20 protein-coding genes are annotated in these 24,339 nt (G+C 67.2%); 3 read left to right on the top strand and 17 right to left on the bottom strand.

What is annotated here, in order from left to right; translation table 11 throughout:
- Window positions 1–31 precede the first annotated feature (31 nt).
- Entirely contained in the window at window positions 32–787 is a 756-nt protein-coding gene (locus ACSFB7_RS23330) for a sulfite exporter TauE/SafE family protein (RefSeq protein WP_435474400.1), read from the top strand.
- Between the two features lie 19 nt (window positions 788–806).
- Here ACSFB7_RS23330 and ACSFB7_RS23325 read toward each other — a convergent pair whose 3' ends face one another.
- From ACSFB7_RS23325 to ACSFB7_RS23300, 6 genes are all read right to left on the bottom strand, one after another.
- Window positions 807–1,280 carry an NUDIX domain-containing protein gene (locus ACSFB7_RS23325; RefSeq protein WP_435474398.1) on the bottom strand — a complete coding sequence of 158 codons (474 nt, stop codon included), beginning with the start codon at window positions 1,278–1,280 and terminating at the stop codon, window positions 807–809.
- Window positions 1,280–1,729: a GatB/YqeY domain-containing protein gene (locus ACSFB7_RS23320; RefSeq protein WP_435474396.1), complete on the bottom strand. Its 450-nt coding sequence runs from the start codon at window positions 1,727–1,729 to the stop codon at window positions 1,280–1,282. Before ACSFB7_RS23320 ends, ACSFB7_RS23325 begins: the two co-directional genes overlap by 1 nt.
- A gap of 111 nt (window positions 1,730–1,840) precedes the next feature.
- On the bottom strand, window positions 1,841–2,053 hold the full coding sequence (gene rpsU / locus ACSFB7_RS23315; protein ID WP_007833691.1) for a 30S ribosomal protein S21: 213 nt from the start codon (window positions 2,051–2,053) through the stop codon (window positions 1,841–1,843).
- A gap of 110 nt (window positions 2,054–2,163) precedes the next feature.
- Window positions 2,164–3,402, bottom strand: coding sequence for a BaiN/RdsA family NAD(P)/FAD-dependent oxidoreductase (locus ACSFB7_RS23310; RefSeq protein WP_435474395.1), 1,239 nt, complete (start codon window positions 3,400–3,402; stop codon window positions 2,164–2,166).
- Window positions 3,399–4,187, bottom strand: a complete 789-nt coding sequence (locus ACSFB7_RS23305; RefSeq protein WP_435474393.1) for a YaeF family permuted papain-like enzyme — start codon at window positions 4,185–4,187, stop codon at window positions 3,399–3,401. The genes ACSFB7_RS23310 and ACSFB7_RS23305 overlap by 4 nt, the downstream gene beginning before the upstream one ends.
- Window positions 4,187–5,311, bottom strand: a complete 1,125-nt coding sequence (locus ACSFB7_RS23300) for a sterol desaturase family protein (RefSeq protein ID WP_435474391.1) — start codon at window positions 5,309–5,311, stop codon at window positions 4,187–4,189. The genes ACSFB7_RS23305 and ACSFB7_RS23300 overlap by 1 nt, the downstream gene beginning before the upstream one ends.
- A gap of 137 nt (window positions 5,312–5,448) precedes the next feature.
- Between ACSFB7_RS23300 and ACSFB7_RS23295 the strand changes: the two genes are divergently transcribed.
- Window positions 5,449–9,273, top strand: coding sequence for a M48 family metallopeptidase (locus tag ACSFB7_RS23295; RefSeq protein WP_435474389.1), 3,825 nt, complete (start codon window positions 5,449–5,451; stop codon window positions 9,271–9,273).
- A gap of 27 nt (window positions 9,274–9,300) precedes the next feature.
- Here ACSFB7_RS23295 and cobA read toward each other — a convergent pair whose 3' ends face one another.
- The 10 genes from cobA to ACSFB7_RS23245 form a co-directional block, all read right to left on the bottom strand.
- The gene (gene cobA, locus ACSFB7_RS23290) at window positions 9,301–10,110 is read right to left on the bottom strand and encodes a uroporphyrinogen-III C-methyltransferase (RefSeq protein ID WP_435474387.1); all 810 of its coding nucleotides are present in this window, start codon (window positions 10,108–10,110) and stop codon (window positions 9,301–9,303) included.
- A complete protein-coding gene (gene ybiB / locus ACSFB7_RS23285) occupies window positions 10,107–11,012 on the bottom strand; it encodes a DNA-binding protein YbiB (RefSeq protein WP_435474385.1) in 906 nt (301 codons plus the stop codon). The genes cobA and ybiB overlap by 4 nt, the downstream gene beginning before the upstream one ends.
- 186 nt (window positions 11,013–11,198) lie before the next feature.
- Window positions 11,199–14,072: a nitrate reductase gene (locus ACSFB7_RS23280; RefSeq protein WP_435474383.1), complete on the bottom strand. Its 2,874-nt coding sequence runs from the start codon at window positions 14,070–14,072 to the stop codon at window positions 11,199–11,201.
- A 15-nt stretch (window positions 14,073–14,087) separates the two neighbouring features.
- Window positions 14,088–14,492, bottom strand: a complete 405-nt coding sequence (nirD, locus tag ACSFB7_RS23275; protein WP_435474381.1) for a nitrite reductase small subunit NirD — start codon at window positions 14,490–14,492, stop codon at window positions 14,088–14,090.
- 9 nt (window positions 14,493–14,501) lie between these two features.
- The gene (locus ACSFB7_RS23270; RefSeq protein ID WP_435474379.1) at window positions 14,502–15,281 is read right to left on the bottom strand and encodes a type IV pili methyl-accepting chemotaxis transducer N-terminal domain-containing protein; all 780 of its coding nucleotides are present in this window, start codon (window positions 15,279–15,281) and stop codon (window positions 14,502–14,504) included.
- A gap of 14 nt (window positions 15,282–15,295) precedes the next feature.
- Window positions 15,296–17,752 (bottom strand): nitrite reductase large subunit NirB, encoded by a 2,457-nt coding sequence (gene nirB / locus ACSFB7_RS23265; protein ID WP_435474377.1) that lies wholly within the window; start codon window positions 17,750–17,752, stop codon window positions 15,296–15,298.
- A gap of 29 nt (window positions 17,753–17,781) precedes the next feature.
- On the bottom strand, window positions 17,782–18,591 hold the full coding sequence (locus ACSFB7_RS23260) for an ABC transporter ATP-binding protein (RefSeq protein ID WP_394483632.1): 810 nt from the start codon (window positions 18,589–18,591) through the stop codon (window positions 17,782–17,784).
- Entirely contained in the window at window positions 18,588–19,532 is a 945-nt protein-coding gene (ntrB, locus tag ACSFB7_RS23255) for a nitrate ABC transporter permease (RefSeq protein WP_435474375.1), read from the bottom strand. The genes ACSFB7_RS23260 and ntrB overlap by 4 nt, the downstream gene beginning before the upstream one ends.
- A 10-nt stretch (window positions 19,533–19,542) precedes the next feature.
- On the bottom strand, window positions 19,543–20,787 hold the full coding sequence (locus tag ACSFB7_RS23250) for a CmpA/NrtA family ABC transporter substrate-binding protein (RefSeq protein ID WP_435474373.1): 1,245 nt from the start codon (window positions 20,785–20,787) through the stop codon (window positions 19,543–19,545).
- Window positions 20,788–21,136: 349 nt separating this feature from the next.
- Window positions 21,137–22,417, bottom strand: a complete 1,281-nt coding sequence (locus ACSFB7_RS23245) for a nitrate- and nitrite sensing domain-containing protein (protein ID WP_435474371.1) — start codon at window positions 22,415–22,417, stop codon at window positions 21,137–21,139.
- Window positions 22,418–22,530: 113 nt separating this feature from the next.
- On the opposite strand from ACSFB7_RS23245, the gene tsaD reads away from it, so the two are divergent.
- Complete coding sequence (gene tsaD / locus ACSFB7_RS23240) at window positions 22,531–23,589, top strand: tRNA (adenosine(37)-N6)-threonylcarbamoyltransferase complex transferase subunit TsaD (RefSeq protein ID WP_435474369.1); 1,059 nt, start codon at window positions 22,531–22,533, stop codon at window positions 23,587–23,589.
- Here the strand turns inward: tsaD and ACSFB7_RS23235 are convergent.
- Complete coding sequence (locus tag ACSFB7_RS23235) at window positions 23,528–24,283, bottom strand: alpha/beta hydrolase-fold protein (RefSeq protein WP_435474367.1); 756 nt, start codon at window positions 24,281–24,283, stop codon at window positions 23,528–23,530. The genes tsaD and ACSFB7_RS23235 overlap by 62 nt on opposite strands.
- Between the last annotated feature and the right edge of the window lie 56 nt (window positions 24,284–24,339).

The following is a 24,339-nucleotide window of genomic DNA, read 5'->3' as shown; positions in this document are numbered from 1 at the left end:
GGCGCGGCGCCGGTCGGCAGACTCCCCGGAAATGACGATTTCAAACGAATGGATGAGCCACTGGGCCGCGGCTGCCGCAGTCTTTCTGCTGGCCGGCGTGATCAAGGGTGTGATCGGGCTCGGGCTGCCGACGGTGTCGATGGCGCTGCTCGCGCTGTGGATGGCGCCGGTGCGCGCGGCGGCGCTGCTGATCGTGCCGTCGCTGGTCACGAACATCTGGCAGACCGGGCCGCGCGCGACCTTCATGCCGGTGCTGCGGCGCATCGGCGGCATGCAGGTCGGGATCGTGGTGGGAACGCTGGGCGGCGCGTTGTGGCTCGGCGTGCCGGCCGGGGCGTGGGCGTCGGTGGCGCTGGGCGTGGCGCTGGTGGCTTACGCGCTCTGGGGGCTGACGGGGCGGCAACTGCATGTGCCGCCGGCGCATGAGCGCTGGATGGGGCCGCTGGTGGGCGCCGCGACGGGTCTGGTGACGGCGGTGACCGGCGTGTTCGTGGTGCCGGCCGTGCCTTATCTGCAGGCGCTGGGGTTCCAGCGCGATTCGCTGATTCAGGCGATGGGGATTTCGTTCACCACCTCGACCGTGGTGCTGGCCATCGGGCTGGCAGGCAACGGGAGCTATCCGATGTCGGCGGTGGGCGGATCGGTCGCGATGCTGGTGCCGGCCATCGTCGGCATGGTGCTCGGGACCTGGCTGCGGCAGCGGCTGTCGGTGGCGGTGTTCCGGCGCTGCTTCTTGATCGGGCTGGCGCTGCTGGGGCTCTACATGGCGGTTCGCGCCATGGCCTGAGGCCTGAGCGGCAGGTGGCTCAGGCCGCGAGCAGCAGCGCGGCGCGGACGCGCTCGATGGTCTGGCGGTAGGGCAGGGCGAAGTCCTCGATGGAGTCGCTGACGGTGAGCCAACTGAACGAGAACACCAGGCCTTCTTCTTCGGGGCTGCCGGTGGCGGTGTGCTCGAAGGTCTCGGGCAGTGCGCGGTCGGCGCGCATCAGGAACAGGTGCCACAACTGCGGATGGCGATGCGTGTTGCCCTCGACGCCGGCCTCGCATTCGCGGTCCAGCGTGCCGAGCGAATGCAGCGCGCCGGCGTAGTCGATGCCCGATTCCTCGAGCAGCTCGCGGCGCACCGCCACCTCGGGCGACTCGCCGGGTTCGATGGTGCCCTTGGGCAACTGCATGTTGCCGTCTTCGGGATGGCGAAAGACCAGCAGCCGGCCCCTGGCGTCGACCAGGCAGGCGCAGGCCTTGGGGATCGTGACCGAGGGGTTGCTGCTGTCGCTCATCAGGCGCCCGACAGAGCGGCCTTGACCGCAGCGCTGACTTGGCCCATGTCGGCCTTGCCGGCCAGGCGGGTCTTGACCGCGCCCATCACCTTGCCCATGTCGCCGGGGCCCGAGGCGCCCAGCTCGGCCACGATGGCCTTCACTTCGGTGGCGACTTCCTCGGCGCTCATGCGCTGGGGCTGGTAGACCTCGAGCACCTTGATCTCGGCGCTTTCCTTGTCGGCCAGGTCGATGCGGCCACCTGTGGTGAACGCGGCGATCGAGTCCTTGCGCTGCTTGACCATCTTGTCGACGATGGCGATGACCATGGCGTCGTCGAGCTCGACGCGCTCGTCGACTTCCTTTTGCTTCAGCGCAGCCAGCAGCAGACGGATGGTGCCCAGGCGCTCGGAGTCCTTGGCCCGCATCGCGGTCTTCATGTCTTCGGTGATCTGTTCTTTGAGTGTCATTCGGCAACCTTTCAGAAAAAACAAAAGCCGCGGCAGGTTTCCCTGGCGCGGCTGAGGCAACGGGGGCGCTGGCGGCGACTTGCGTCGAAGGCCGGCTGCCCCGGGTGTTGCTTAGTACAGCTTCTTGGGCAGCTGCATGCTGCGCACGCGCTTGTAGTGGCGCTTGACGGCGGCTGCCTTCTTGCGCTTGCGCTCGGCGGTCGGCTTTTCGTAGAACTCGCGGGCGCGCAGGTCGGTCAGCAGGCCGAGCTTTTCGATGGTGCGCTTGAAGCGACGCAGAGCGACGTCGAAGGGCTCGTTTTCTTTAACGCGGATGGTGGTCATTGATGATTCGTTGAACTGAAGTTGGCTCGGGGAGATCGAGGCCCAAAGCCGGGGTTCCTCAACTGAAAAATTTTTGCGGCCGTTGAGGGAAGGCCAAAGTTAGCCCGCGATTATAGCGCGGTTGCGCACGCATAGGCGCTTGCCCACGCCCATTGGAAGTTGTATCCGCCCAACCAACCCGTCACATCGACCACTTCGCCGATGAAATACAGGCCCGGCTGCTTCGATTCCATGGTCTGGGAAGACAAATCGCGGGTGTCGACGCCGCCTGCGGTCACTTCGGCCTTTTTGTAGCCTTCGGTGCCGCTGGGCGTGATCTGCCAGCGGGCGATGCGCTCTGAAAGCTGTGCCAGCGCCTTGTCGGCCGCCTCGTTGACGGGACGCTGCAGGGCCGGGTCTTGCCCGACCCAGGCGTCCGCCAGCCGGGAGGGCACGAGCGTGGCGAGTTCGTTGGCGATGCGTTTCTTCGAGCGCAGCTTGGCCTCGCCCAAGGCTTCGGCCACGTCCACGCCGGGTGCGAAATCGAGCGTCAACGGGGTTCCGGGCTTCCAGTAGCTTGAAATCTGCAGCACCGCCGGGCCCGAGAGGCCGCGATGGGTGAACAGCAGGTCTTCGAGGAAGGCCATCTTTTCCTTCTTCGCGCCGGTCTCTATTCGGACTGGCAGCGCGAGGCCGGCCAGTTCTGCGTACGGCGCCCAGGCGTCGCCGCCGAAAGTCAGTGGCACCAGTGCAGGCCGAGGGGTGATGACGCGCAGGCCGAACTGCTCGGCGATGCGGTAGCCGAAGTCGCTGGCGCCGATCTGCGGGATCGACAGGCCACCGGTGGCAACCACGATCTTCGGAGTCTCGATGAGGCCTCGATTGCTATCTATTTGATAGCATTCAGCGACCGTCCCATCAGCGGAAGCGGCAGAAAAGACGATCTTCCCCAGCTTGCACGGCTGCCAGCGCTCCACACCGCCCGCCACGCATTCGGCCAGCAGCATGTCGACGATCTGCTGTGACGAGCCGTCGCAAAAAAGCTGGCCCTTGTGCTTTTCGTGAAAGGCGATGCCGTGCTTTTGCACCAGATCGATGAACTGCTGGGGCGCATAGCGCGACAGGGCGGAGCGGCAGAAATTCGGGTTGTCGCCGATGAAATGCCGCTGCGGCGCGCGCACGTCGAGGTCGCGGTTGGTGAAGTTGGCACGGCCGCCGCCCGAGATGCGGATCTTCTCGCCGACTTTCTCGCTGTGGTCCACCAGCAGCACCTTGAGCCCGCGCTGGCCGGCCACGCCGGCGCAGAACAGCCCGGCGGCCCCGGCGCCGATCACGACGACGTCGAAGCGGGAGGAAGCGGTCGCGCTCAAGGACCGTCTGCCGCCAGCACCGGCGGCGGGTTGTACTTCAGGTGGCCGATGTAGCGCAGCGGCTGCGTTGCGGCAATCGAGGGCACATCGCCTTCGCGCATGTGCAGCAGGTCGGCCGGGCTCACCCAGCGCGGGTCGGCGCTGGTGATCGGCAGGCCGGCCTGTTTGTAGGCCTCGAGCACGAACTGCGAGCAGAAGAACTGGTCGTTGCGGCTCGCGCCCAACTGCACCATGGCCATGCCGCTCATGCAGAAGCTGCTGACCGAGGCCGGCACCAGCGGCAGTTCGCACAGGCGCCGGTTCAGCACGAACGGCGCATTGAGCAGCACGCCGACGGTGTTGTAGCGTGCACCGACCTGCGACAGCGCCCAGGCGCGCATGCGCGCCGCACTGTCCGCGTCGACGCCGGGCACGCGAAAGGCCACGACCATCTGTTCTTCGTCCACCACCTCGGCCAGCGGGCGCGCGCGCACGCCGGTGCCCACGGCTTCGGCGATCTGCCCGTCGCCCAGGTAGAGCACCGCATGGCTCACCGGCGAAAAAGTGCCCAGCCGGATGCCGAAGGAATTGACCGTGGCGATCGAGGTCAGCAGGATGTCGCCGGGCTCCAGTGCATCGGCGGCGATGAGTTCCCCCCCGTTGCCCGGCGCGATGACGGAGCTTTGCACCCGCAGGCGCAGTCCGGTGTCCTTGGTCGGCAGGTCCAGGCGCGTGGCGCAGGCCGTGAGCAGCAGGGCGGCGCCCGCGGCAAGAACGACCGCGGCGGTCTTGAGAGCGGCGCGCATCATCCCTTCCAGACGAACGGAAACTTCAGCTGCTTGAAGAAGCCGTTGGGCACGTAGTCGCCCAGCACGCCGTACTTCTCGGGCCAGAGCTTGGTGCTCTTGACGGCGGTGCCGAAGATGTAGTCGAGGAAGGCGTAGTGCGCCGAATAGTTCTTGTCGAGCGCCTCGATGTCCTGGCTGTGGTGCCAGTGGTGGAAGTTGGGCGTGACGATGATGTAGCGCAGCGGGCCGAGCCGCACGCTCACGTTGCAGTGGTTGAACACCGCCTGGAAGCCGACCACCACGATGTAGGCGTCGATCACTTCCTTGCTGAAGCCCAGCACATAGATGGGCGCCAGCACCAGCGTGCGCGTGATCAGCAACTCGAGGATGTGCTGGCGCGAGCCCGCCATCCAGTCCATGCTTTTCACGCTGTGGTGCACCGCATGCAGGCGCCACAGCACCGGCACCTCGTGGTACGCGCGGTGCGTCCAGTACTGCACGAGATCGGCCACCAGGACGATCAGCAGCAGGCCGGCCCAGAACGGCAGGTTGCCGATCCAGCCGCGGATGCCGTCGTTGGCGGCCCAGCCGAAGAGCTTGTGCACCAGCAGGTTGGTCGCCAGCAGCACGAAGCCCACGATCATGTGGTTCACCACGAAGTGATGAAAGTCGGTCTGCCACTCCTCGCGGAACACGGGTTGGTCCTTGCGCAGCGCGAACAGCTTCTCGATGAAGATGAAGATCAGCGACGAGCCCAGCAGGTCGAGGATGAACCAGTCCAGGCCGATGTACGGCGTGTGGTCCGCGAAGTCGTGCACCGGCACCTTGTGCCCGCCCAGCAGCGCCGAGGCAGCCACCAGCAGGAATGCGGCCGACGAGAGCCAGCGCGAGCGGTTGAAGATGATGTTGACCAGCGACAGCCCGCCCGAGATCACCAGGGCCACCAGCAGGATGTAGCGCATGACGTCGACGTTGTAGCTCTTGCGCAACTCCGGCGTGGTCAGGTACTGCGGAAAGTGGAAGGCCAGTACACCCAGAAAACACAGGATGCCCAGGCTCAGCGCAATCGTTCCCGTGACCAGTCCTTGGCCGCGGCGCAGTTCGCCGTGGCCTTCCGTGAATTCATTGAGTTTCTCGAGCACTTTTCCCCTCTATTTGTTTCTTTTGCAGATGTAAGAATCCGCACACAGCGAAGTGGAATTATCGGTGGCATGGACCAGCGATGTGATCCGCAGGTCCGAAGAACGACGATTTGTTGTGTGAGGAAGAGGGAAAAACCATGGTGGATCAGCTTTATCCGGCGGGCCCCGCCGACGCAGGGAATCAGCTCGCCAAAGCATCGCCCGCCTACCGGCGGCACGCCTGGTTTGCGATGGTGGCGCTGCTGGCGTTCGTGGCGGCCTATCTTCTGTTCTCGGGCTGGCTGGCCTGGAAAGCATACTTTTCCATACGTGCCTCGATCTACGGCTCGCGCGACGGAATGCTTCTGACGCTCGTGGGCCTCGGCGCGGCGTTCCTCGCGGTGTTCATGCTGAAGGCGCTGGTGTTCGTGCGGCGCGGACAGATGGGCGGCCTGACCGAAATCACCGCGACCGAGCATCCCCAGCTCTTTGCCTTCCTCCACCGGCTCGCCGACGAAGCCCGCGCACCGCGACCCGCCAAGGTGTACGTGTCGTCGCGGGTCAATGCGGCGGTGTTCTACGACCTCTCGCTGCTCAACTTCTTTCTTCCCTCGAAGAAGAACCTGGAGATCGGCCTGCCGCTGGTGAACGTGCTGACCGTCTCCGAGTTCAAGGCGGTGCTGGCGCATGAGTTCGGGCACTTCGCGCAGCGCAGCATGGCAGTCGGCCGCTGGGTCTACCTGGCGCAGCAGATCGCCGCGCACATCGTGGCCAAGCGCGACGGGCTCGACCGCTTTCTCGAAGGCCTCTCGCGCACCGACGTGCGCATTGCGTGGATCGGCTGGCTGTTCTCGCTGCTGGTGTGGTCGATCCGCTCGGTGGTCGACAGCCTGTTCCGCGTCGTGGTGCTGGCCGACCGCGCCCTGTCGCGCGAGATGGAGTTCCAGGCCGACCGCGTGTCGGTGAGCCTGGCGGGCAGCGATGCGCTGATCGACGCGCTCTACAAGATGCAGGCCGCCGACACCGCCTGGGACCGGGCCCTCGAATTCGCCAACCAGCAGTTGCACAAGGGCCGCGCCGCGCCGGACCTCTATGACATCCAGTCGACCATCCTGCAGAAGCTGCGGGTGATCTACGACGACCCCGGCTACGGCGTTCCGCCGCCCGTGCCGGCGGACGGCCGCGCGGCGCATCGCATCTTCAAGCGCGACCGGGTGTCGGTGTCGCGCATGTGGGCCACGCACCCGGCCAGCCACGAGCGCGAGGACAACGCGAAGAAGGTCTACCTGGCGGCCGAGACCCGCGAAGACTCCGCCTGGGCGCTGTTCGACCAAGCCCAGGCCTTTCGCGAGCGCATCTGCCGCGAACTGATCAGCCACGTCGTTCCGCCGCCCGAGACCGCCACGCGCGAAGCGATGCAGGAGGCGCTCGACGCCGAATACAACCGCGAGTCGTACAAGCGGCGCTACCGCGGCGTGTACCTCGGGCGGGCCGTCACCCGTTCGCAGCACACGGCCGAACAACTCTTCGACCGCATCGGTGCCTCGCAGGCCGCGGCCGCGCTGCCCGGGCTCTATCCGGAATCGCTGTCGGGCGCGCTCGAGCGGCTCGATGCGCTGCTGCACGAACGCGCCGCTTTGGTGGCGGTGCAGGATGGCATCGCCCGCAGCGAAGGGCCGCGCCTGGAGCATCGCGGCAAGGCGATCAAGAAGCGCGAGCTGGCGGGCGCCATCGACGAGGTGGCGCGCGACATCACCGAGGTCGAGCGCGAACTCGAAGCGCACGACCGCCTCTGCCGCTCCACCGCACGCGCGCTGGCCGCTGTGCTCGGGCCCGAATGGGAGGCCGGCTGGCTGGCCCAGCTGCGACTGCTGCACTACGCCGAGCACGTCGAAGCGAACCTGATCGACCTGCAGTCGGCCATGCTCAACACCCTGGCCATGGTCACCGCCAAGCGCAAGACCAACGAGGCCGAGGCCCAGCGCGTGGTGGCGAACGCGAGCGCGCTCTTCACCGGCATGGCCGAGATCGCGAAGGACGCGCCCGGCATCGAGGCCGGACCCGACGCGCTGGCCCTGATGGGGCGCGAGAGCTGGTCGGCGATGGTGGGTGAATTCAACTTCGGCTACCCCACGCGCGAAAACATCAACGAGTGGCTCAAGGCTTCGGACAGTTGGGTCAGGCCGATGGTGCGCGCGCTCGGCAGCCTGCGGCGCGCGGCGCTCGACCAGTTGCTGCGCACCGATGCGCGGCTGGGCGACGTGGCCCTGTCGCAGGCGCCGGCCGGCGAGGTGCCGCCCGCGCCGGTGGTGCCAGGCACCTACGCCACGCTGACGAACGGCCAGGAGCGCCCGCGCCAGAAGAAGCTCGATGCGTGGTCGCGCTTCCAGACGGCCGATGGCTGGTGGGCCGGCGCCGCGCGCTTTGCCGTGGCCGGTGGCGTGATCGCCAGCCTCATGGGCGTCAGCACCACGCTGGGCAGCGCCAGCGTGATTGCGTACAACGGGCTCGACCGCGAGGTGAAGGTGCGCGTCGGCGGCAGCAGCGCGACGCTGCCGCCGGGCGGCAAGCGCAGCTTCGAGGTGGAAGCCGACAAGAAGATCACGCTGGGCGCGCGCACGGTCGAAGGGCAGGAGATCGAATCGTTCTCGGCCAACCCGGAGCTGATCGGGGTGCGCTATGTCTACAACGTGGCCGGGGCGGCGCCGATGGTCGCGTGGACGGCGGTGTACGGCAACGCCGTGGCTCCGCCCGACCGGCCTCTGGGCGCGCCGCGCTGGTCGTTCCAGTCGGCCGATGCACTCTTCGAGGCGCCGCCGCGGCAGATCAGTACCAAGGGCGGCGGTGGCACGCGCTCGGTCATCAGCTTTCCCGATAGCCGCTCCGCCAACAGCTACCTGGGCTTGGTGACGAGCGAGAGCGACCGGAAGGCCATGATCGAAGCGCACTCAACCTGGGATTCGACCCAATCGGCCTATCTGCTGGACTGGCTGGCCGCCGGCGAGCAGCAACTGCCCGAGAGCCATGCGCGAGTCATCGCCGCGCGCCTGGACCGTGCGCCGCTCGAAGTCGTCTCGCTGCGCGCGCAGCAGGAGCTTGCCACCGCACCCGAGGCGCGCGAGCGCGTCTGCGAGCGACACCGTGCGCTTGCGAAGGCCAACCCTGCCAACAGCGATCTGGCCTACCTGGTGGTGCGCTGCATCGGCAACCCGCAAGTCAAGGATGCGGCCTACAAGAAGGGCGCGGCCGAGCACCCCGAGAGCGCCTGGTTCTCCTATGCGGCAGGGCATGTGTGGGCCGGCGAGCAGGCGTGGTCCGAGGCGCGCCGCGCCTACGAAAGAGCGGGTGCGAACTCGCCCTTCCTCGGCAACAACGCGGCCGCCGACCTGGCGCGGGTCCGGCGCATCGAGCAGGGCGAGACCGTGTCGATCGACGACCTCGCGGCCAAGTCCGAATTCCTGAAGATCCAGCAGATGCTGGAGGCCGGCAAGGACATACCACCCGAAGGCGCCGGCCGTGCCTATTTCGAAATGAGCCGGGGGCGCCTGGACAGGGCCTTCGAGATGGGTACTGAAGCCCGGCAACTTCGGCTGGTGCTGTTCGTCGGGGCTTCCGATGGCGCCAGCCAGAAGCAGGTGACCAAGGCACTGGAGGCATACCAGTCGGTGACCGTGAGCGATTTCGATGCGCTCTGGCCTGCCGTCGGACTGGCCATCCGGCATGGCCGATCGACCGACAAGCCGCTGGAACTCCTGAAGAACCTGTTGCCTGAGGACGCCGCCAAGTTGCGCGCGTTCGTGGCGGCGATCGAGGCCGGCAAGGACGCGCGCTACGCAGAGGGAACGCTCGCCGGCGTGACGCCGCAGTTGCGTGCCCATGCCTACAGCGCGGGCCTCGTCGCGTTGGGCAACCGTGCGCCGGCGCAGTGGCGTACTTTCGTCAAGCGGGCGCTCTTCGTCTCGGAGCACCCGTACTTCGGGTGAGCGGCGCCGTGCGCAGGTGAGGCGAGGTCAGGTGCCGAAGCGGCCCGCCGCTTGCGGCACCGGCAGCGCCGCCGCTGCCAACCCGCGCAGCACGTCACCCACCACGATCACCGCCGGGCTCGCAAGGCCGGCTTCCGTGATGCCGCTCTGTAGTTTGTCGAGCGTGGTCGCGATGTGCCGCTGGTGCGGCAGGCTCGCATGCTGGATCACCGCCACGGGCGTGTCACCCGGCAGGCCCTGCAGCAGTTCGCGTTCGATGTGGCCCGCACCTGCCACGCCCATGTAGATCACGAGCGTGAGCCGCGCGTTGTACGCGGTCGCGGCCAGCGCGCGCCAATCGGTCGGGTCTTCGGAAGCCCCAGCGCCGGTCTTGGCATGGCCGGTGACGAACACCACGCCCTGCGCGTGGTCGCGGTGCGTGAGCGGCACGCCGAGCGCAGTCACGGCGGCCAGGCCGGCCGTGATGCCGTTGACCACGGTGCATTCGATGCCGGCTTCACGCAGGTGCTCCACCTCTTCGCCGCCCCGGCCGAAGATGAACGGGTCGCCGCCCTTGAGTCGCACCACGGTCTCGCCTTCGCGCACCGCGGTGATCATCAGCCGCTCGATGAAAGCCTGCGGCGTGCTTTTGCAGCCGCCGCGCTTGCCCACGTGCACGATGCGTGCGTCGGGCCGCGCATAGGCCAGGATCTCGTCGTTCACGAGGTCGTCCACCAGCAGCACGGTGGCCGCCTGGATCGCCTTGACGGCCTTGACGGTCAGCAGTTCCGGGTCGCCGGGGCCGGCGCCCACCAGCGTGCAGCGGCCGGTGATGAGAAAGGTGGATGGGGTGTTCATGCGTGGGATGCCAGTTGCGTGATGTGCCTGACTTGCGTCGCGATGGCCTCGGGCACGGGAAGCTCACCGTCCAGCACGCGGCGCGTGTAGCCGGCCGTGGTGGCGACGTCGATTTCTTTCGGCAGGCCCGGCACGTCGGCAACGGTGCCGCTGGCCTGCGCCTGCAGTTCGGTGCGCACGCCGCGGACGAAGCCGTCGATCTGCGCGGTACGGCGCGGGTCGGACACCACTTCGCCTTCGAGGCCGCGCGAGAGCAGGGCGGTCATGCCCATCAGCTCGAAGGTCTCGCCCATGGTGCGGGCGTATTCGGGGTGCGTGTAGCTTGCGACCACCACGCAGGGGCCGGTGGTGGGCTGCATCAGCTTGACTACGCTGTGGCCTGGATTGCGCAGGCCGACCACGCGGCGCACGTCGAGCAGGCGCTTGAGCGCGGGGTTCAGCAGCTCGGTGGGGGCGAAGGCCACTTCGCCCGAAGCGATGGCGCGGATGGCCGTGAGCGGCGGCATGTCCATCGCCGCGAGCACGTTCGACGCCAGCACGCGCGAGGTTTCGCTCGCGCTGCCATGCACCAGCACCGGCAGGCCTTCGCGCGCCAGCAGCAGCGCCAGCAGCGGCGTGAGCACCGGCAGCTTGCGCGCGCCGTTGTAGCTGGGCAGCACGATCAGCGGGCGATCGGTGGCGGGGATGTGGTGCAGCCGCGCATGCGTGGCGTCGAGGAAGCCGGCCATTTCTTCCGGCGTCTCGCCCTTGATGCGCATGGCCAGGCAGAAGCCGCCGATTTCCAGGTCGGTGACGGTGCCGTCCAGCACCTGGCCGAACAGGTCGGTGGCCTGTTCGCGCGTGAGCGGCTTGGCGCCTCGCGCGCCGCGGCCGATTTCCTTGATGTATTGGCTGATTCCCATGGGTGGGGCGATTGTCCTGCAACGCTTATGCCGGAATGTGAGTTGGCTTATGCATTGCTCCCTCTCCCCTTGGGGAGAGGGCTGGGGTGAGGGATAACGGCGTGGGCGATGGGCGCGCTGCTGCCCCCTCACCCTGACCCTCTCCCCGAGGGGAGAGGGAACAAGACCGTCGAGCGCGGCGAACCGTCACAGCGCCGCCTCCGCCTCGACCGGCGTCGCCCGCACCATCCGCTTGAGTTCCGGAATGCACGACCCGCAGTTCGTGCCGCATTTCAGCGCACCTTGCAGACCCGCAAGCCGTTCGTCCGGCGTGCCACTGCATCGACCGAGTTCCGCCTCGATGGCCAGGTCGGTCACATTGAAGCAGGTGCACACCGGCTTGCCGCGCGACTGCACCGCCAGCGGCGCGCGCGCACCGGGCGACAGCAGCAGGCGGCCATAGCTTTGCGCCGGCAGTTCCTCGCGCAGCAGCGTGGCGATCCAGGCTTCGGCGCTGGTGTCGCCGGCGAGCAAAAAGGCTTCGAGGCCCGCGCTGTCGTCGCTGCGGCGCACGAGCCGCGCCGAGCGGCGCTGGCCACGGCGACGGTCGGCATAGCGCAGGGTGTCGAAGCTTTGCAGGCCGAGCAGGGCTTCGATCTGCACCAGCAGCGCATCGGCCGGCGCATCGTGCGCAGCGGCGCGAAACAGGATCCCGCTGCGTTCCGCGCCTGGCGTGTTGCCCGAGAACGGCACGCAGGTCGCGAACGGAAACAACGCCATCAGCGGCTGCAACGCACGGTGCGCGCTCAGTGCGCTGTCGGCAGGCAGCCAGGCCATGCCCAGCAGCGACCACGGCAGCTCGGCCTTGAGGATCTTCACCGGCGTGTGCTTCAGCTCGGGCTGCTTCGACGTGGGGCAGTAGGCCGGTGTCGTCAGTGCGTTGATGCCGGCCAGCCGCGTGCCGCTGGACGAACAGCCGCTCAGGTATTCCTCGCCCCAGTGCATCGCGATGAAGGCCTGGTTCAGACCCACCTCGCCGCTGGCGCGCGCGGGCAGCAGGATCGAGCCACGCTTGGACGTCACGTGCACCAGCTCGCCTTCCTTGAGCTGTCGCCGCGCCATGTCCTGTGCATGCATCTGCACCACCGGCTCCGACACGTGCCCGAACAGGCGCCCGGCCGTGCCGGTGCGGCTCATGCCGTGCCACTGGTCGCGCAGGCGGCCGGTGTTGAGCGAGAAGGGGTAGCGGGCCTCGCGCGCTTCGGCCACCGGCTTGTAGACGGTGTCGACGAAGCGGGCGCGGCCATCGGGCGTGGGGAACACGCCGTCTTCGTACAGGCGTGCGCGGCCGGTGCTTTCGCCTTCCTTCAGCGGCCATTGCTGCGGGCCGGCGGCTTCGAGCATGGCGTAGCTCATGCCGGTGATGTCGAGGTCGCGCCCGCGCGTGGATTCGCGGTGTTCGTTCCAGACCGATTCGGCGGTCTCGTAAGGGAACAGCGTGGGCTTGCGAAGGCCCAGCAGCGCTTCGAGCCGTTGCGCGAAGCTCACCGCAATCGACCAGTCGTTGCGTGCTTCACCCGGCGCTGCAACGGCCGGTCGCACGCGCGAGACGCGGCGCTCGCTGTTGGTCACGGTGCCTTCCTTCTCGCCCCAGGTGGTGGCGGGCAGCAGCAGGTCGGCGAAGGTGCAGGTGGCAGTGGTGGCAAAGGCTTCCTGCACCACGACGAATTCGGCGCGTTCGAGCGCGCGGCGCACGGTGGCCTGATCGGGCATCGATTGGGCGGGGTTGGTGCAGGCGATCCACAGCGCGCGGATCTCGCCATCGGCGGCGGCCTGGAACATCTCGACCGCCGTCTTGCCGGGCTTCTCGGGCACCGAGGGCACGCCCCACAGCGCCGCAACCTCGGCGCGATGCTGCGGGTTGGCCAGGTCGCGGTGCGCGCTCAGCAGGTTGGCAAGGCCGCCGACTTCGCGCCCACCCATCGCGTTGGGCTGGCCGGTCAGCGAGAACGGACCGGCGCCCGGCTTGCCGATCTGCGCGGTCGCCAGGTGCAGGTTGATCAGCGCCGCGTTCTTCGCGGTGCCGCTCGACGACTGGTTCAGGCCTTGGCAATACAGGCTCAGTGTGGCGGGCGAGGTGGCGAAGAGGCGCGCCGCTTCGAGCAGGTCGTCCTTGCCGATACCGCAGACCTGCGCCACCTTGTCCGGCGTGCATTCGCGCACCGTCGCCTTCAGCGCATCGAAGCCGCTGGTGTGGGCCGCGATGTAGGCCGTGTCGATCCAGCCTTCCCACAGCATCAGGTGCAGCATGCCGTTGAAGAGCATCACGTCGGTGCCGGGCTGGATCGGCAGGAACAGGTCGGCAATCTCGACCGTGTCGGTGCGGCGCGGATCGGCCACGATGATCTTGAGCGGCGGGTTCGCGGCCTTCGCGTCCTCGATGCGGCGAAACAGGATCGGATGCGCCCACGCCGTGTTGCTGCCCACGATGAAGAGGCACTGCGCATGCTTCAGGTCGTCGTAGCAGGCCGGCGGCGCATCGGCGCCCAGCGTCTGCTTGTAGCCGGCGACCGCGCTGCTCATGCACAGGCGCGAGTTGGTGTCGACGTTGTTGGTGCCGATCAGTCCCTTGGCGAGCTTGTTGAAGACGTAGTAGTCCTCGGTCAGCAACTGGCCCGAGACATAGAAGCCGACCGCGTCGGGGCCGTGATCGCGGATCACCTGTGCGAACTTGCCGGCGGCGTTGTCCAGCGCCGTGTCCCACGAGATCACCATCGGCGCTTCGCCGCGTGCCGTGCGCTGCATCGGCTGCAGCAGGCGGGTCTGGCGCGTGACGGTGGCACTGGCCGTGAGGTGCAGCGTCGAGCCCTTGGTGCAGAGGCGGCCGAAGTTGGCGGGGTGGTCGGGGTCGCCGCGCACGCCGGTGATCTCGTCGCCGTTCGATTCGATGATGACGCCGCAGCCCACGCCGCAGTAAGGGCAGGTGGAGCGGGTTTCCCTTCTTGCTCCCTCCCCTCCCGGGGGAGGGTTGGGGAGGGGGCTCGCGGCGTGCCCGACGGACACGCTGTTGTTCGTGCTCACGCCGCGGCCCTCACCCTAGCCCTCTCCCAGGGGGAGAGGGGACAACACCGCGAAAGCCTTCGGACCAGCGACCGGGCGCGGCAGGTCCACCGCATGCGTCGCCAGCTCGCGCGCATCGAGATGCACCACGCCGTCTTCCAGCTTCACCGCAAAGCGCGGCGTGCAGCCTTCGTCGGGCGACTTCGCGCAGCCGTCGTCCAGCCCGATCGCCCAGTTGTGCAGCGGGCAAGCCACGCTGTTGCCGAACACGATGCCCTGGCTCAGCGGGCCGCCCTTGTGCGGGCAGCGGTCGAGCAGGGCGAACACCTCGTTCTCGGCGTTGCGGAACACGGCAACGTCCACGCCCGAAGGGCGCGACACGCGACGCGCGCCCAACACCGGGATGTCTTCGATGCGGCAGATTGTTTTCCATTCGCTCATGGGGCCTCCTTAGGTCTTGAGGTCGGCGTACAAGCCGGTCACGCGGTCCATGATCGCCAGCAGGTTCTCGCTGGTGACGAACACGTCGGACATCAGGCCGGGCGATGCGCCGGCGCCTTCCAGGCGCTGCAGGCCACGGTTGAAGAACATCCATTGCGCATCCGCCAGCACCAGTTCTTCCTTGATCTGCGCGGTGGCTTCGGGTGCGTTGCGCAGCAACTCGAGCGCGGCAACGAATTCGGTGCGCGCCTTGCCGATCTCGACCGCGCTGCCGGCCGGGTCGATGCGCATGGCGCCGGCCAGGTAGAACTTGGCCATGCGTTGCGACAGCATGCGCTGGCGGCCCGCGATGTTGACCAGCCGGCCCACCGGCTTGCCCGAGGCCGCCTCGTACTGCGTGGTGCCCTGGTGGGCGAGCGCAAGCACCGCGGCGTCCAGTTTGACGACCTGCGCGGCTTCGTCGCGGCTCGGCGCGGTGCCGGTCAGCTCGCGCTTGAAGTCGTTCCATGCGCCGCCGAGCGCGTCGTAGGTGCCGCGAATGGCGGGGCTGGGCGCGAAGGTCTTGAGTTCGGCCAACTGGCGCTCGAACAGCACGATCGACCGGTCCAGCACCTGCTGCGCATTGCGCGACTCGACGTTCTGCACCAGCGCCAGATAGGCCTTGCTCGCGCGCTGCGACAACATGCGCTGGCGGCCCGCCTTGTTGATGGCGTCGTTGAGGTCCGCCACCTGCGCGCGGACTCCCATGCTGGCCAAGGCTGCGGAAGCGATGAAGACACGTCGTTTCAAACCACGCACTCCATTCATGCCGCGATCGGCGTGAACTGCCGCACGTCGACCGACGCCTGCGCCGACTCGAACCACGGATCGGGTTCGCCGTCGAGCGCGAACTGCAGCCGCTCCCACAGCGCCTTGCGGCCTTCGGCGTCTTCGAGGATCTTCTTCTTCACGTAGTCCAGGCCCACGCGGGAGATGTAGTGCACCGTACGCTCCAGGTACCAGCCCTCTTCGCGATAGAGCTGCAGGAAGGCACCCGAGAACTCCATCACTTCCTCGCTGGTCTTGACCTTCACGAGGAACTGCGCCACCTCGGTCTTGATGCCGCCGTTGCCGCCCACGTACAGCTCCCAGCCCGAGTCGACGCCGATCACGCCCACGTCCTTGATGCCGGCTTCGGCGCAGTTGCGCGGGCAACCCGACACGGCCAGCTTGACCTTGTGCGGCGAATACATGGCCCACAGCGCGCGCTCCAGGTCCTTGCCCATCTGCGTGCTGTCTTGCGTGCCGAAGCGGCACCACTCGCTGCCCACGCAGGTCTTCACCGTGCGCAGCGACTTGGCATAGGCAAAGCCGCTGGGCATGCCGATGTCTTTCCAGACATTGGCCAGGTCTTCCTTCTTCACGCCCAACAGGTCGATGCGCTGGCCGCCCGTGACCTTGACGGTCGGGATCTTGTACTTGTCCGCCGCATCGGCAATGCGCCGCAACTCGTCGGGCGTGGTGTGGCCGCCCCACATGCGCGGGATGACCGAGTAGGTGCCGTCCTTCTGGATGTTGGCGTGGCTGCGTTCGTTGACGAAGCGGCTCTGCGGATCGTCCTTCGCTTCCTTTGGCCAGGTGCTGATCAGGTAGTAGTTGATGGCCGGGCGGCAGGTGGCGCAGCCGTTGGGCGTGCGCCAGCCGAGGTTGCGGTACACCTCGTCGTGCGTCAGGTAGTGCTCTTTGCGGATCGCGTCGCGCACGTCCTGGTGGCTCACGTCGGTGCAGCCGCACACGGCCTTCTTCCTGGGCGTGGCGGAGTAGTCGCCACCGGCGGTGAACATCAGGATCTGCTCGACCAGCCCGGTGCACGAGCCGCAGCTCGCGCTGGCCTTGGTGTGCTTCTTCACCTCGTCCAGCGTGAACAGGCCCTTGTCCTTGATGGCCTTGCAGATGGTGCCCTTGGTCACGCCGTTGCAGCCGCAGACCTCGGCGTCGTCGGGCATGCTCGCGGCCTTGCTGTGGCCCTCGTGGCCGGTGTCGCCGATGTTCGATTCGCCGAACATCAGCTTGTCGCGGATGTCGTGCACGCTGCGGCCGTCGCGCAGCAGCTTGAAGTACCAGCTTCCGTCCACCGTGTCGCCGTAGAGGCAGGCGCCGACCAGCTTGTCGTCCTTGATGACCAGCTTCTTGTAGACGCCGCCGAAGGGGTCGCTCATCACGATCTCTTCGCTGCCTTCGCCGCCCTGGAAGTCGCCCGCGCTGAACAGGTCGATGCCCGTGACTTTGAGCTTGGTCGAGGTGAGCGAGCCCGTGTAGCGGCCGATGCCGAACAGCGCCAGGTGGTTGGCCGCCACCTTGGCCTGCTCGAACAGCGGTGCCACGAGGCCGTAGGCGATGCCCCGGTGCGCCGCGCACTCGCCCACCGAGTAGATGCGCGCATCGGTCACGGTCTGCATGGTGTCGGTCACCACGATGCCGCGATTGACGTGCAGGCGCATGCTCTCGGCCAGCGTGGTGTTGGGGCGGATGCCGACCGCCATCACGACGAGGTCGGTGGGGACTTCGGTGCCGTCCTTGAAGCGGATGGCCTTGACGCGGCCGGCCTTGCCTTCTTCCGCATCGCCGACCAGTTCTTGCGTCTGCGCGCCCATCAGGAACTTCATGCCCCGGTCTTCCAGCGACTTCTGCAGCAGCTTGCCCGCCACCTCGTCGAGCTGGCGCTCCATGAGCCAGGGCATGACGTGCACCACCGTGACCTGCATGCCGCGCTTCATGAGGCCGTTGGCGGCTTCGAGGCCGAGCAGGCCGCCGCCGATGACCACCGCATGCCTGTGCGTCTTCGCGGTCTCGATCATCAGGTTGGTGTCGGCGATGTCGCGGTAGGCGATCACGCCATCGAGCTTCGCGCCGGGCACGGGCAGCATGAAGGGGTTGGAGCCGGTGCACAGCAGCAAGCGGTCGTAGGCGGCTTCGGTGCCGTCCTCGGCGCGCACGACGCGCTTGACGCGATCGACCGTGGCCACCTTCTTGCCGGCATGCAGCGTGATTCCGTTCTCTTCGTACCAGCTCCAGGGGTTGAGGATGATCTCGTCCACCGTCTGCTCGCCCGCCAGCACGGGCGACAGCAGGATGCGGTTGTAGTTCGGATGCGGCTCGGCGCCGAACACCGTGATGTCGTAGAGGTCGGGCTCGATCTTCAGCAGCTCTTCGAGGGTGCGAACGCCGGCCATGCCGTTGCCGACCATCACGAGCTTTTGTTTTTTCACGCGCATGTCCATGGTGTTTTGCTCCTGGCGGACGGGGTGGCTCAGGCTGCGGTTTTCTCTACATGCGCCTGGCGCGTGTAGAGAAAGTCGATCACGGCCTTGCGGGCGTGCACGTAGGCCGGGTCTTCGGCCAGCGCCACACGGTTGCGCGGGCGGGCGATGTCCACCGCGAGCACGTCGCCGATGGTGGCGGCCGGGCCGTTGGTGAGCATCACGATGCGGTCGCTCAGCAGCACGGCTTCGTCGACGTCGTGCGTGACCATGACGACGGTGCTCTGCGTCTTCTGCACGATGGCCAGCAGTTCGTCCTGCAGCTTGGCGCGGGTGAGGGCGTCGAGTGCGCCGAAGGGCTCGTCCATCAACAGCACCTTGGGTTCCATCGACAGCGCCCGTGCAATGCCCACGCGCTGCTTCATGCCGCCGGAGATTTCGCCGGGGCGCTTCTGCGCGGCAGGCGTGAGGCCGACCAGCGCGAGAGCGGCATCGGTGCGCTCGCGCAACTGGGCCTTGGTTTCCGATGCAGCGAACACGCGCTCGACCGCGAGGTACACGTTCTCGAAGCAGGTCAGCCAGGGCAGCAGCGAATGGTTCTGGAACACCACCGCGCGCTCGGGGCCGGGGCCCTTGATCTCGCGGTTGGCGCACAGCAGCACGCCCTCGGTGGGCGTGGTGAGACCGGCAATCAGGTTCAGCAGCGTCGACTTGCCGCAGCCCGAGTGGCCGATCAGCGTGATGAACTCGCCCTTGGCCACGTTCAGGTGGATGTCGCGCAGCGCGAGGAAGCGGCCCTTGGGCGTCTTGAACGCTTGCTCGACCCCATGGATCTCGATGTACTTGGAGTCGTCGTTCATGACTTCACCTCTTCGAACGTGAACGCGGTAGCGAGCTTGATGAGCGCGAACTCCAGCACCAGGCCGACGATGCCGATCACGAAGATCGCGATGATGATGTTGGCGACGTTGAGGTTGTTCCACTCGTCCCACACCCAGAAGCCGATGCCGACGCCGCCGGTCAGCATCTCGGCCGCCACGATCACCAGCCATGCGGTGCCGACCGCGAGCCGCACGCCGGTCAGCATGTAGGGCAGCACGGCAGGGAAGAGGATCTTGGTGAGGATCTTCCATTCGCTCAGGTTCAGCACCTTCGCCACGTTCATGTAGTCGCTGGGCACGCGCTGCACGCCCACGGCGGTGTTGATGACCATCGGCCAGATCGAGCAGATGAAGATGGTCCAGATGGCGGCCGGGTTGGCGCCCTTGAACACCAGCAGGCCGATGGGCAGCCAGGCCAGTGGCGACACCGGGCGCAGCAGGCTGATCAGCGGGTTGAACATGCGCGAGAGAAACTCGAAGCGCCCGATGGCAAAGCCCGCCGGAATGCCCACCAGCGCCGCCAGGCCGAAGCCCAGCGCCACGCGCTGCAGCGACGACAGCACGTTCCAGCCCACGCCCTGGTCGTTCGGCCCCTTGCTGTAGAACGGATCGCTGAACACCGTGAGCGCCTGCTGCCAGGTGGTGTACGGCGTGGGAAAGCCGGTGGTGCTGTTCATGGCCACCAGTTCCCAGATCAGCACCAGCAGGCCGAAGCCGGCGAGGGGCGGCAGCACGCGCATCCAGAAGGCGCGCAGGTCGATCGGCGTGCGTTGCTTCTGCTCCCTCTCCCCCTTGGGCTGAGGGTTGGGGTGAGGGGCGGCCTCGGCACGGGCCACACCCTCGGCCCGGCCTTCTCCCGCACGCGGCAGAGGGGCAGGGATGGACGCATCCAGGGGCGAATGAAAGACGGCGCTGACCATGTTGTTCTCCCTATGCATGAAGCTTGAACGACTCTGTGTATTTCTTCGGGTCCTTGCCGTCCCACACCGAGCCGTCGAACAGCTTGCTGGTGCGCATCGTTTCCTTGGGCACCGGCGTCTGCGTGGCGACGGCGGCCTGCTTGTAGATGTCGATGCGGTTGATCTCGGTGGCCACCTTCAGGTAGTCGGGGTGTTCCTTCAGCAGGCCCCAGCGCTTGTGCTGCGTGAGGAACCACATGCCGTCCGACAGGTACGGGAAGTTCACGGCGCCGCCGTTGTAGAACTTCATGTGGTTGGGGTCGTCCCAGCTCTTGCCCAGGCCGTTGGTGTAGCGGCCCAGGATGCGCTGGTTGATGGCGTCCACGCTGGTGTTGACGTAGCTCTTGTCGGCGATGGTCTCGGCCATCTTGTTCTTGTTCTGCAGGCCGGCGTCGATCCACTTGCCGGCTTCGAGGATGGCGGCGGTCACGGCGCGCGCGGTGTTCGGGTACTTCTTCGTGAACTCGGCGGTGCAGCCGAGCACCTTCTCGGGGTGGTCCTTCCAGATGTCCTGCGTGGTGATGGCCGTGATGCCGATGCCGTCCATGATGGCGCGCTGGCCCCAGGGCTCGCCGACGCAGTAGCCGTCCATGTTGCCCACGCGCATGTTGGCCACCATCTGCGGCGGCGGCACGGTGATGTTCTTCACGTCCTTGAACGGGTCGATGCCGGCCGAGGCGAGCCAGTAGTAGAGCCACATGGCGTGCGTGCCGGTGGGGAAGGTCTGGGCGAAGGTGTATTCGCGCTTTTCGGTGGCGATGAGCTTGGCGAGCGAGGCGGCATCGACCGCGCCCTTGTCGGCCAGCTTCTTCGACAGCGTGATCGCCTGGCCGTTGTTGTTGAGGGTCATGAGCACGGCCATGTCCTTCTTCGGGCCGCTCAGGCCCAGGTGCATGCCGTAGACCAGGCCGTAGAGCACATGCGCCATGTCGAGGTCGCCGTTGGCCAGCTTGTCGCGCACGCCGGCCCAGCTCGCTTCCTTGCTGGGCACGATCTTCACGCCGTACTTCTTGTCGATGCCCAGCACCGAGGCCATCACCACGCTGGCGCAGTCGGTCAGCGGGATGAAGCCGATCTTCACTTCTTCCTTTTCTGGCTTGTCCGAGCCCTGGGCCCAGACGGCGGCGCGCAGCGCGGGGTCGATGCCCACGGCGCCGATGGCGGCGGCTTGCAGGACGCGGCGTCGGCTGAGGCGGGTTTTGAGCAGGTCGGTCATGGGGCGGGCTCCGGTTGAAGGCGGGACAGATGACAAAAACAAAAGCAAAGCGAAAAACAAAAAAGGCGTCCTCACCGCGCGGGGGCTGCTCGAAAACGAGCCCCTGCGGATAAGGACGCCTTTGTCCGGTTCGGTGGGTGACACCCGCCATTGGGTGTCGCCTGCCTGAAGACCTGGTGGTCTATGGCTTCAGTGTTGCAAGCTGTGTGCCAAGCTGACGGGTGACTGATTTGCTATGAAAAGAGTAGCTGGTGGTGCAGAACGGTTGCGGGTGATGCGGCTTTTCGGCTCTGGAGGCTCGGCATGCACGCTTGTTGTGCACTGCACCAACTCGAGCCGCGTTCGGGCCTCAGCGCGCAGGTGGCGTGTCGAGCGGCAGGTAGTCGGCCATCGCCAGCACCGACTCGGCCACGTCGACGAGGCGCCGGTTCTGGTTCATCGCGGTCTGGCGCAGCATCTTGTGGGCCTCTTCCTCGCTCAGGCGCCGGTGCGCCATCAGCAGGCCCTTGGCGCGTTCGACGATCTTTCGTTCGTTGAGCGAGGCGCGCACGGTTTCGAGTTCATCGCCCATGGCCTGCAGCCGGTGCGATTGCTCCTGGACCATGTCGAGCACCGAGCGTTCGAGGTGACGGCCGAACTGGGCGGGCGCGGCGGCCTGCGCATCGGCATCGTCGAAGAACATGGCGCCGTCGGCTTGCGGGGCCAGCGTGCCGAGCACTTCCTGGTACTTCTGCAGTTCGCTGCGCGCCTGCGCGGTCTTGTGGCCGCACAGCGCGCGCAGGTCGGCGGCCAGGCGGTCTTCGACGGTCTTCATGGCGTCGATGCGGCGGGTGCAACAGTCGAACCATGCCTGGCTCAGTTGGGCGTCCGCCATGCCAGGCGGCGTGGCCGGCGCGGAGGTGGCGCCCATGCGGCGCATGCGTTCCAGCTCGGCCAGCGTGGCATCGGACTGGCTCTCGCGCCAGAGCGCGAGCAGCGCCGCATCGGAGAAATCGGTGAAGACCTGGAAGCAGCGCTCCTGCGATTCGATCAGGTGCAGCCATTGCAGGCGCTGCGCTTCGCTGCTGCGGTTCTCTGCCAGCGCAGCAGCGCCGAAGGCACGCTCCTGGCCAGCGAACTCCTTGCCCTGCATGAAATTGAACATCGCCACCAGCAGGCGCGAGATCTCGGGGTCGGTGGCGCCATCGGCCGCCTCGAACACCACCGACAGCAGTCCGGCGACGAGCTTGGCGAAGGCGGCGGTGGCCTGGGCCGGCTTCAGTTCGAGTGCGCCGACGCGGCGGCGCAATGCGGGCAGCGCGTCCAGCCCCGGCAGCACCCAGGCGATGCGGCTGAAGAGGCGGGCGCCGTTGCCGGGGCCGGCGCGATGTTGAGCCTCGGTTTCGAGCTGGTCGAAACCGGCGCGCACTTCCTGTTCGAGCGCCAGGCATTCGGCAATCTGCGGATCGCGCTGCTCGGCGAAGCGGCCACCGCGCGAGGCCAGGAACACATTCGACATGCCGCGCTCGCGCTGCAGCGCATGGACCAGCCGGCCGATCACGCCGACCAGGTCGCTGGTGCGGGCGAGCTGGTCCAGCTCGTCGATCTCGCAGCGGCGGGCGGCGATCAGAAAATTCAGTCCGGATTTCATGGTGGGAGGCGCGCGGGGAGCAGGGGCACAGGGTCACTGCAACATCCGTGCCTCAAGGGCGCCGCTTGCCCCTTGGCGGGCGTGCCCGGCGGGCGCCACCTACACTCGGCGCCATGCTCTTGTTGGGAATCGAATCATCCTGCGATGAAACCGGCGTGGCGCTGGTCGAATCATTCGGCGACGCGCTGCCGCTGCTGCGTTCGCACGCTCTGCACAGCCAGATCGCCATGCACCAGGCCTACGGCGGCGTGGTGCCCGAATTGGCCAGCCGCGACCACATCCGCCGCGTGCTGCCGCTGACCGAGGCCGTCATGGCCGAGGCCGGCCGCTCCCTGAGCGAGATCGACGTGGTGGCCTACACGCGAGGCCCAGGCCTTGCGGGCGCGCTGCTCGTGGGCGCGGGCGTGGCTTGCGCGCTGGGCGTGGCGCTGGGCAAGCCGGTGCTGGGCGTGCATCACCTCGAAGGGCATCTGCTGTCGCCGTTTCTTAGCGCCGATCCGCCGGAGTTTCCGTTCGTCGCGCTGCTGGTCTCGGGCGGTCACACGCAACTGATGCGGGTCGATGGCGTGGGCCGTTACGAACTGCTCGGCGAAACCATCGACGACGCGGCCGGCGAAGCCTTCGACAAGAGCGCCAAGCTCATGGGCCTGCCGTATCCCGGCGGCCCCTGGCTCGCGAAGCTGGCCGAGGGCGGCAGCCCCACGGCATTCAAGCTGCCGCGACCGCTGCTGCACAGCGGCGATCTCGATTTTTCCTTTGCCGGCCTGAAGACGGCCGTGCTCACGCAGGCAAAGAAATTGGGCGATCAGCTCGAAGCAAACAAGGCCGATCTGGCGGCGTCCACGCAAGCGGCCATCGTCGAGGTGCTCTTGAAGAAGTCGCTTGCCGCGCTCGACCAGACGGGGCTCAAGCGGCTCGTGGTGGCCGGCGGCGTGGGTGCGAACAAGAACCTGCGCGAGCAACTGAACGCCGCGTGCGCCAAGCGCCGTGTGCGCGTGCATTACCCCGAGCTGCACCTGTGCACCGACAACGGCGCCATGATCGCCATGGCCGCCGCCATGCGGCTGCAGTCGGGCCTGTCGCAGGCCAGCGAGCGCTATGCCTTCGACGTCAAGCCGCGATGGCCAATGGCATCGCTGACGGCCGAGGCGTCGCTGCCGGAAACCGCGTAACCGGTTGGTGGCGTGCGCGCCCGAGCGAAGGCAGCGGCAGCACATCGAGCACATTGCGCCAGAGCTGGCGCCACTCGGGCCAGTCGTGGCCGCCTTCGGTGGTGAACACGCGTCCCGGAGGCAGGGCATCCGCCAGCAGCTTGTGGTTGCTGGCAAAGCGATCGGCCAGGCCGAAACCCAGGTAGAGCTGCGGCAGGTCCTTGGAAGGCTTGGCTTCCAGGTACTGCTGGAAGAAGGGCCAGAGCTTGCGGTCGGGTTCTTCGTCGGGCTGCGGCCCGGTGGGTGCCTGCCAGGTGCGCAGGCCGCCGGCTTTCTTGATCTCCGCGCCCAGCACCCGACGGCCCAGGTACGGGGCCAATGCAACGATGCCATCCACCGAGCCCGGCCGTGCCAGTTCGTGGATCAATGCGCCGAAGCCGCCGATGGAGATGCCCACGAGCCAGATCGAGGTGTAGCCCTTCGCGCGCTGCGGCTCGATGACGTCCGCATGCAGGCGTTCGCTGAGCGTCTGGTCGTAGTAGTAGGAAACGTCCGCGTCGACCAGCAGGGAGTCGGCGGCGAGGTGGCGCTCTCTGACGGCGCTGATGAAACCTTCGCGCTCGAATTCTTCGGGCTTGAGGTACGCGCCGGGCAAAAATATCAGGAGCGTGTCCGAGCGATGGTTGTCGTTGGCGGACTGAAAGTGCGTTTTCATGGTGCCTTTGGAGGGCACCCGATCCGCACCGTCGGGATTCGATGCGTTTACAAGAC

Origin of the sequence: Variovorax raffinosi (assembly GCF_051216615.1) — a bacterium.
Classification (GTDB): domain Bacteria; phylum Pseudomonadota; class Gammaproteobacteria; order Burkholderiales; family Burkholderiaceae_C; genus Variovorax.
The sequence above is the reverse complement of the archived record's forward strand: the minus strand, read 5'-3'. Positions and strand labels throughout refer to the sequence as shown.

Coding starts and splice junctions, on each gene's coding strand:
- ACSFB7_RS23330 (WP_435474400.1), top strand. CDS start 32: ATGACGATTTCAAACGAATGGATGAGCCACTGGGCCGCGGCTGCCGCA.
- ACSFB7_RS23325 (WP_435474398.1), bottom strand. CDS start 1,280: ATGAGCGACAGCAGCAACCCCTCGGTCACGATCCCCAAGGCCTGCGCC.
- ACSFB7_RS23320 (WP_435474396.1), bottom strand. CDS start 1,729: ATGACACTCAAAGAACAGATCACCGAAGACATGAAGACCGCGATGCGG.
- rpsU (WP_007833691.1), bottom strand. CDS start 2,053: ATGACCACCATCCGCGTTAAAGAAAACGAGCCCTTCGACGTCGCTCTG.
- ACSFB7_RS23305 (WP_435474393.1), bottom strand. CDS start 4,187: ATGCGCGCCGCTCTCAAGACCGCCGCGGTCGTTCTTGCCGCGGGCGCC.
- ACSFB7_RS23295 (WP_435474389.1), top strand. CDS start 5,449: ATGGTGGATCAGCTTTATCCGGCGGGCCCCGCCGACGCAGGGAATCAG.
- cobA (WP_435474387.1), bottom strand. CDS start 10,110: ATGAACACCCCATCCACCTTTCTCATCACCGGCCGCTGCACGCTGGTG.
- ybiB (WP_435474385.1), bottom strand. CDS start 11,012: ATGGGAATCAGCCAATACATCAAGGAAATCGGCCGCGGCGCGCGAGGC.
- nirD (WP_435474381.1), bottom strand. CDS start 14,492: ATGAGCGAATGGAAAACAATCTGCCGCATCGAAGACATCCCGGTGTTG.
- nirB (WP_435474377.1), bottom strand. CDS start 17,752: ATGGACATGCGCGTGAAAAAACAAAAGCTCGTGATGGTCGGCAACGGC.
- ACSFB7_RS23260 (WP_394483632.1), bottom strand. CDS start 18,591: ATGAACGACGACTCCAAGTACATCGAGATCCATGGGGTCGAGCAAGCG.
- ntrB (WP_435474375.1), bottom strand. CDS start 19,532: ATGGTCAGCGCCGTCTTTCATTCGCCCCTGGATGCGTCCATCCCTGCC.
- ACSFB7_RS23250 (WP_435474373.1), bottom strand. CDS start 20,787: ATGACCGACCTGCTCAAAACCCGCCTCAGCCGACGCCGCGTCCTGCAA.
- ACSFB7_RS23245 (WP_435474371.1), bottom strand. CDS start 22,417: ATGAAATCCGGACTGAATTTTCTGATCGCCGCCCGCCGCTGCGAGATC.
- tsaD (WP_435474369.1), top strand. CDS start 22,531: ATGCTCTTGTTGGGAATCGAATCATCCTGCGATGAAACCGGCGTGGCG.
- ACSFB7_RS23235 (WP_435474367.1), bottom strand. CDS start 24,283: ATGAAAACGCACTTTCAGTCCGCCAACGACAACCATCGCTCGGACACG.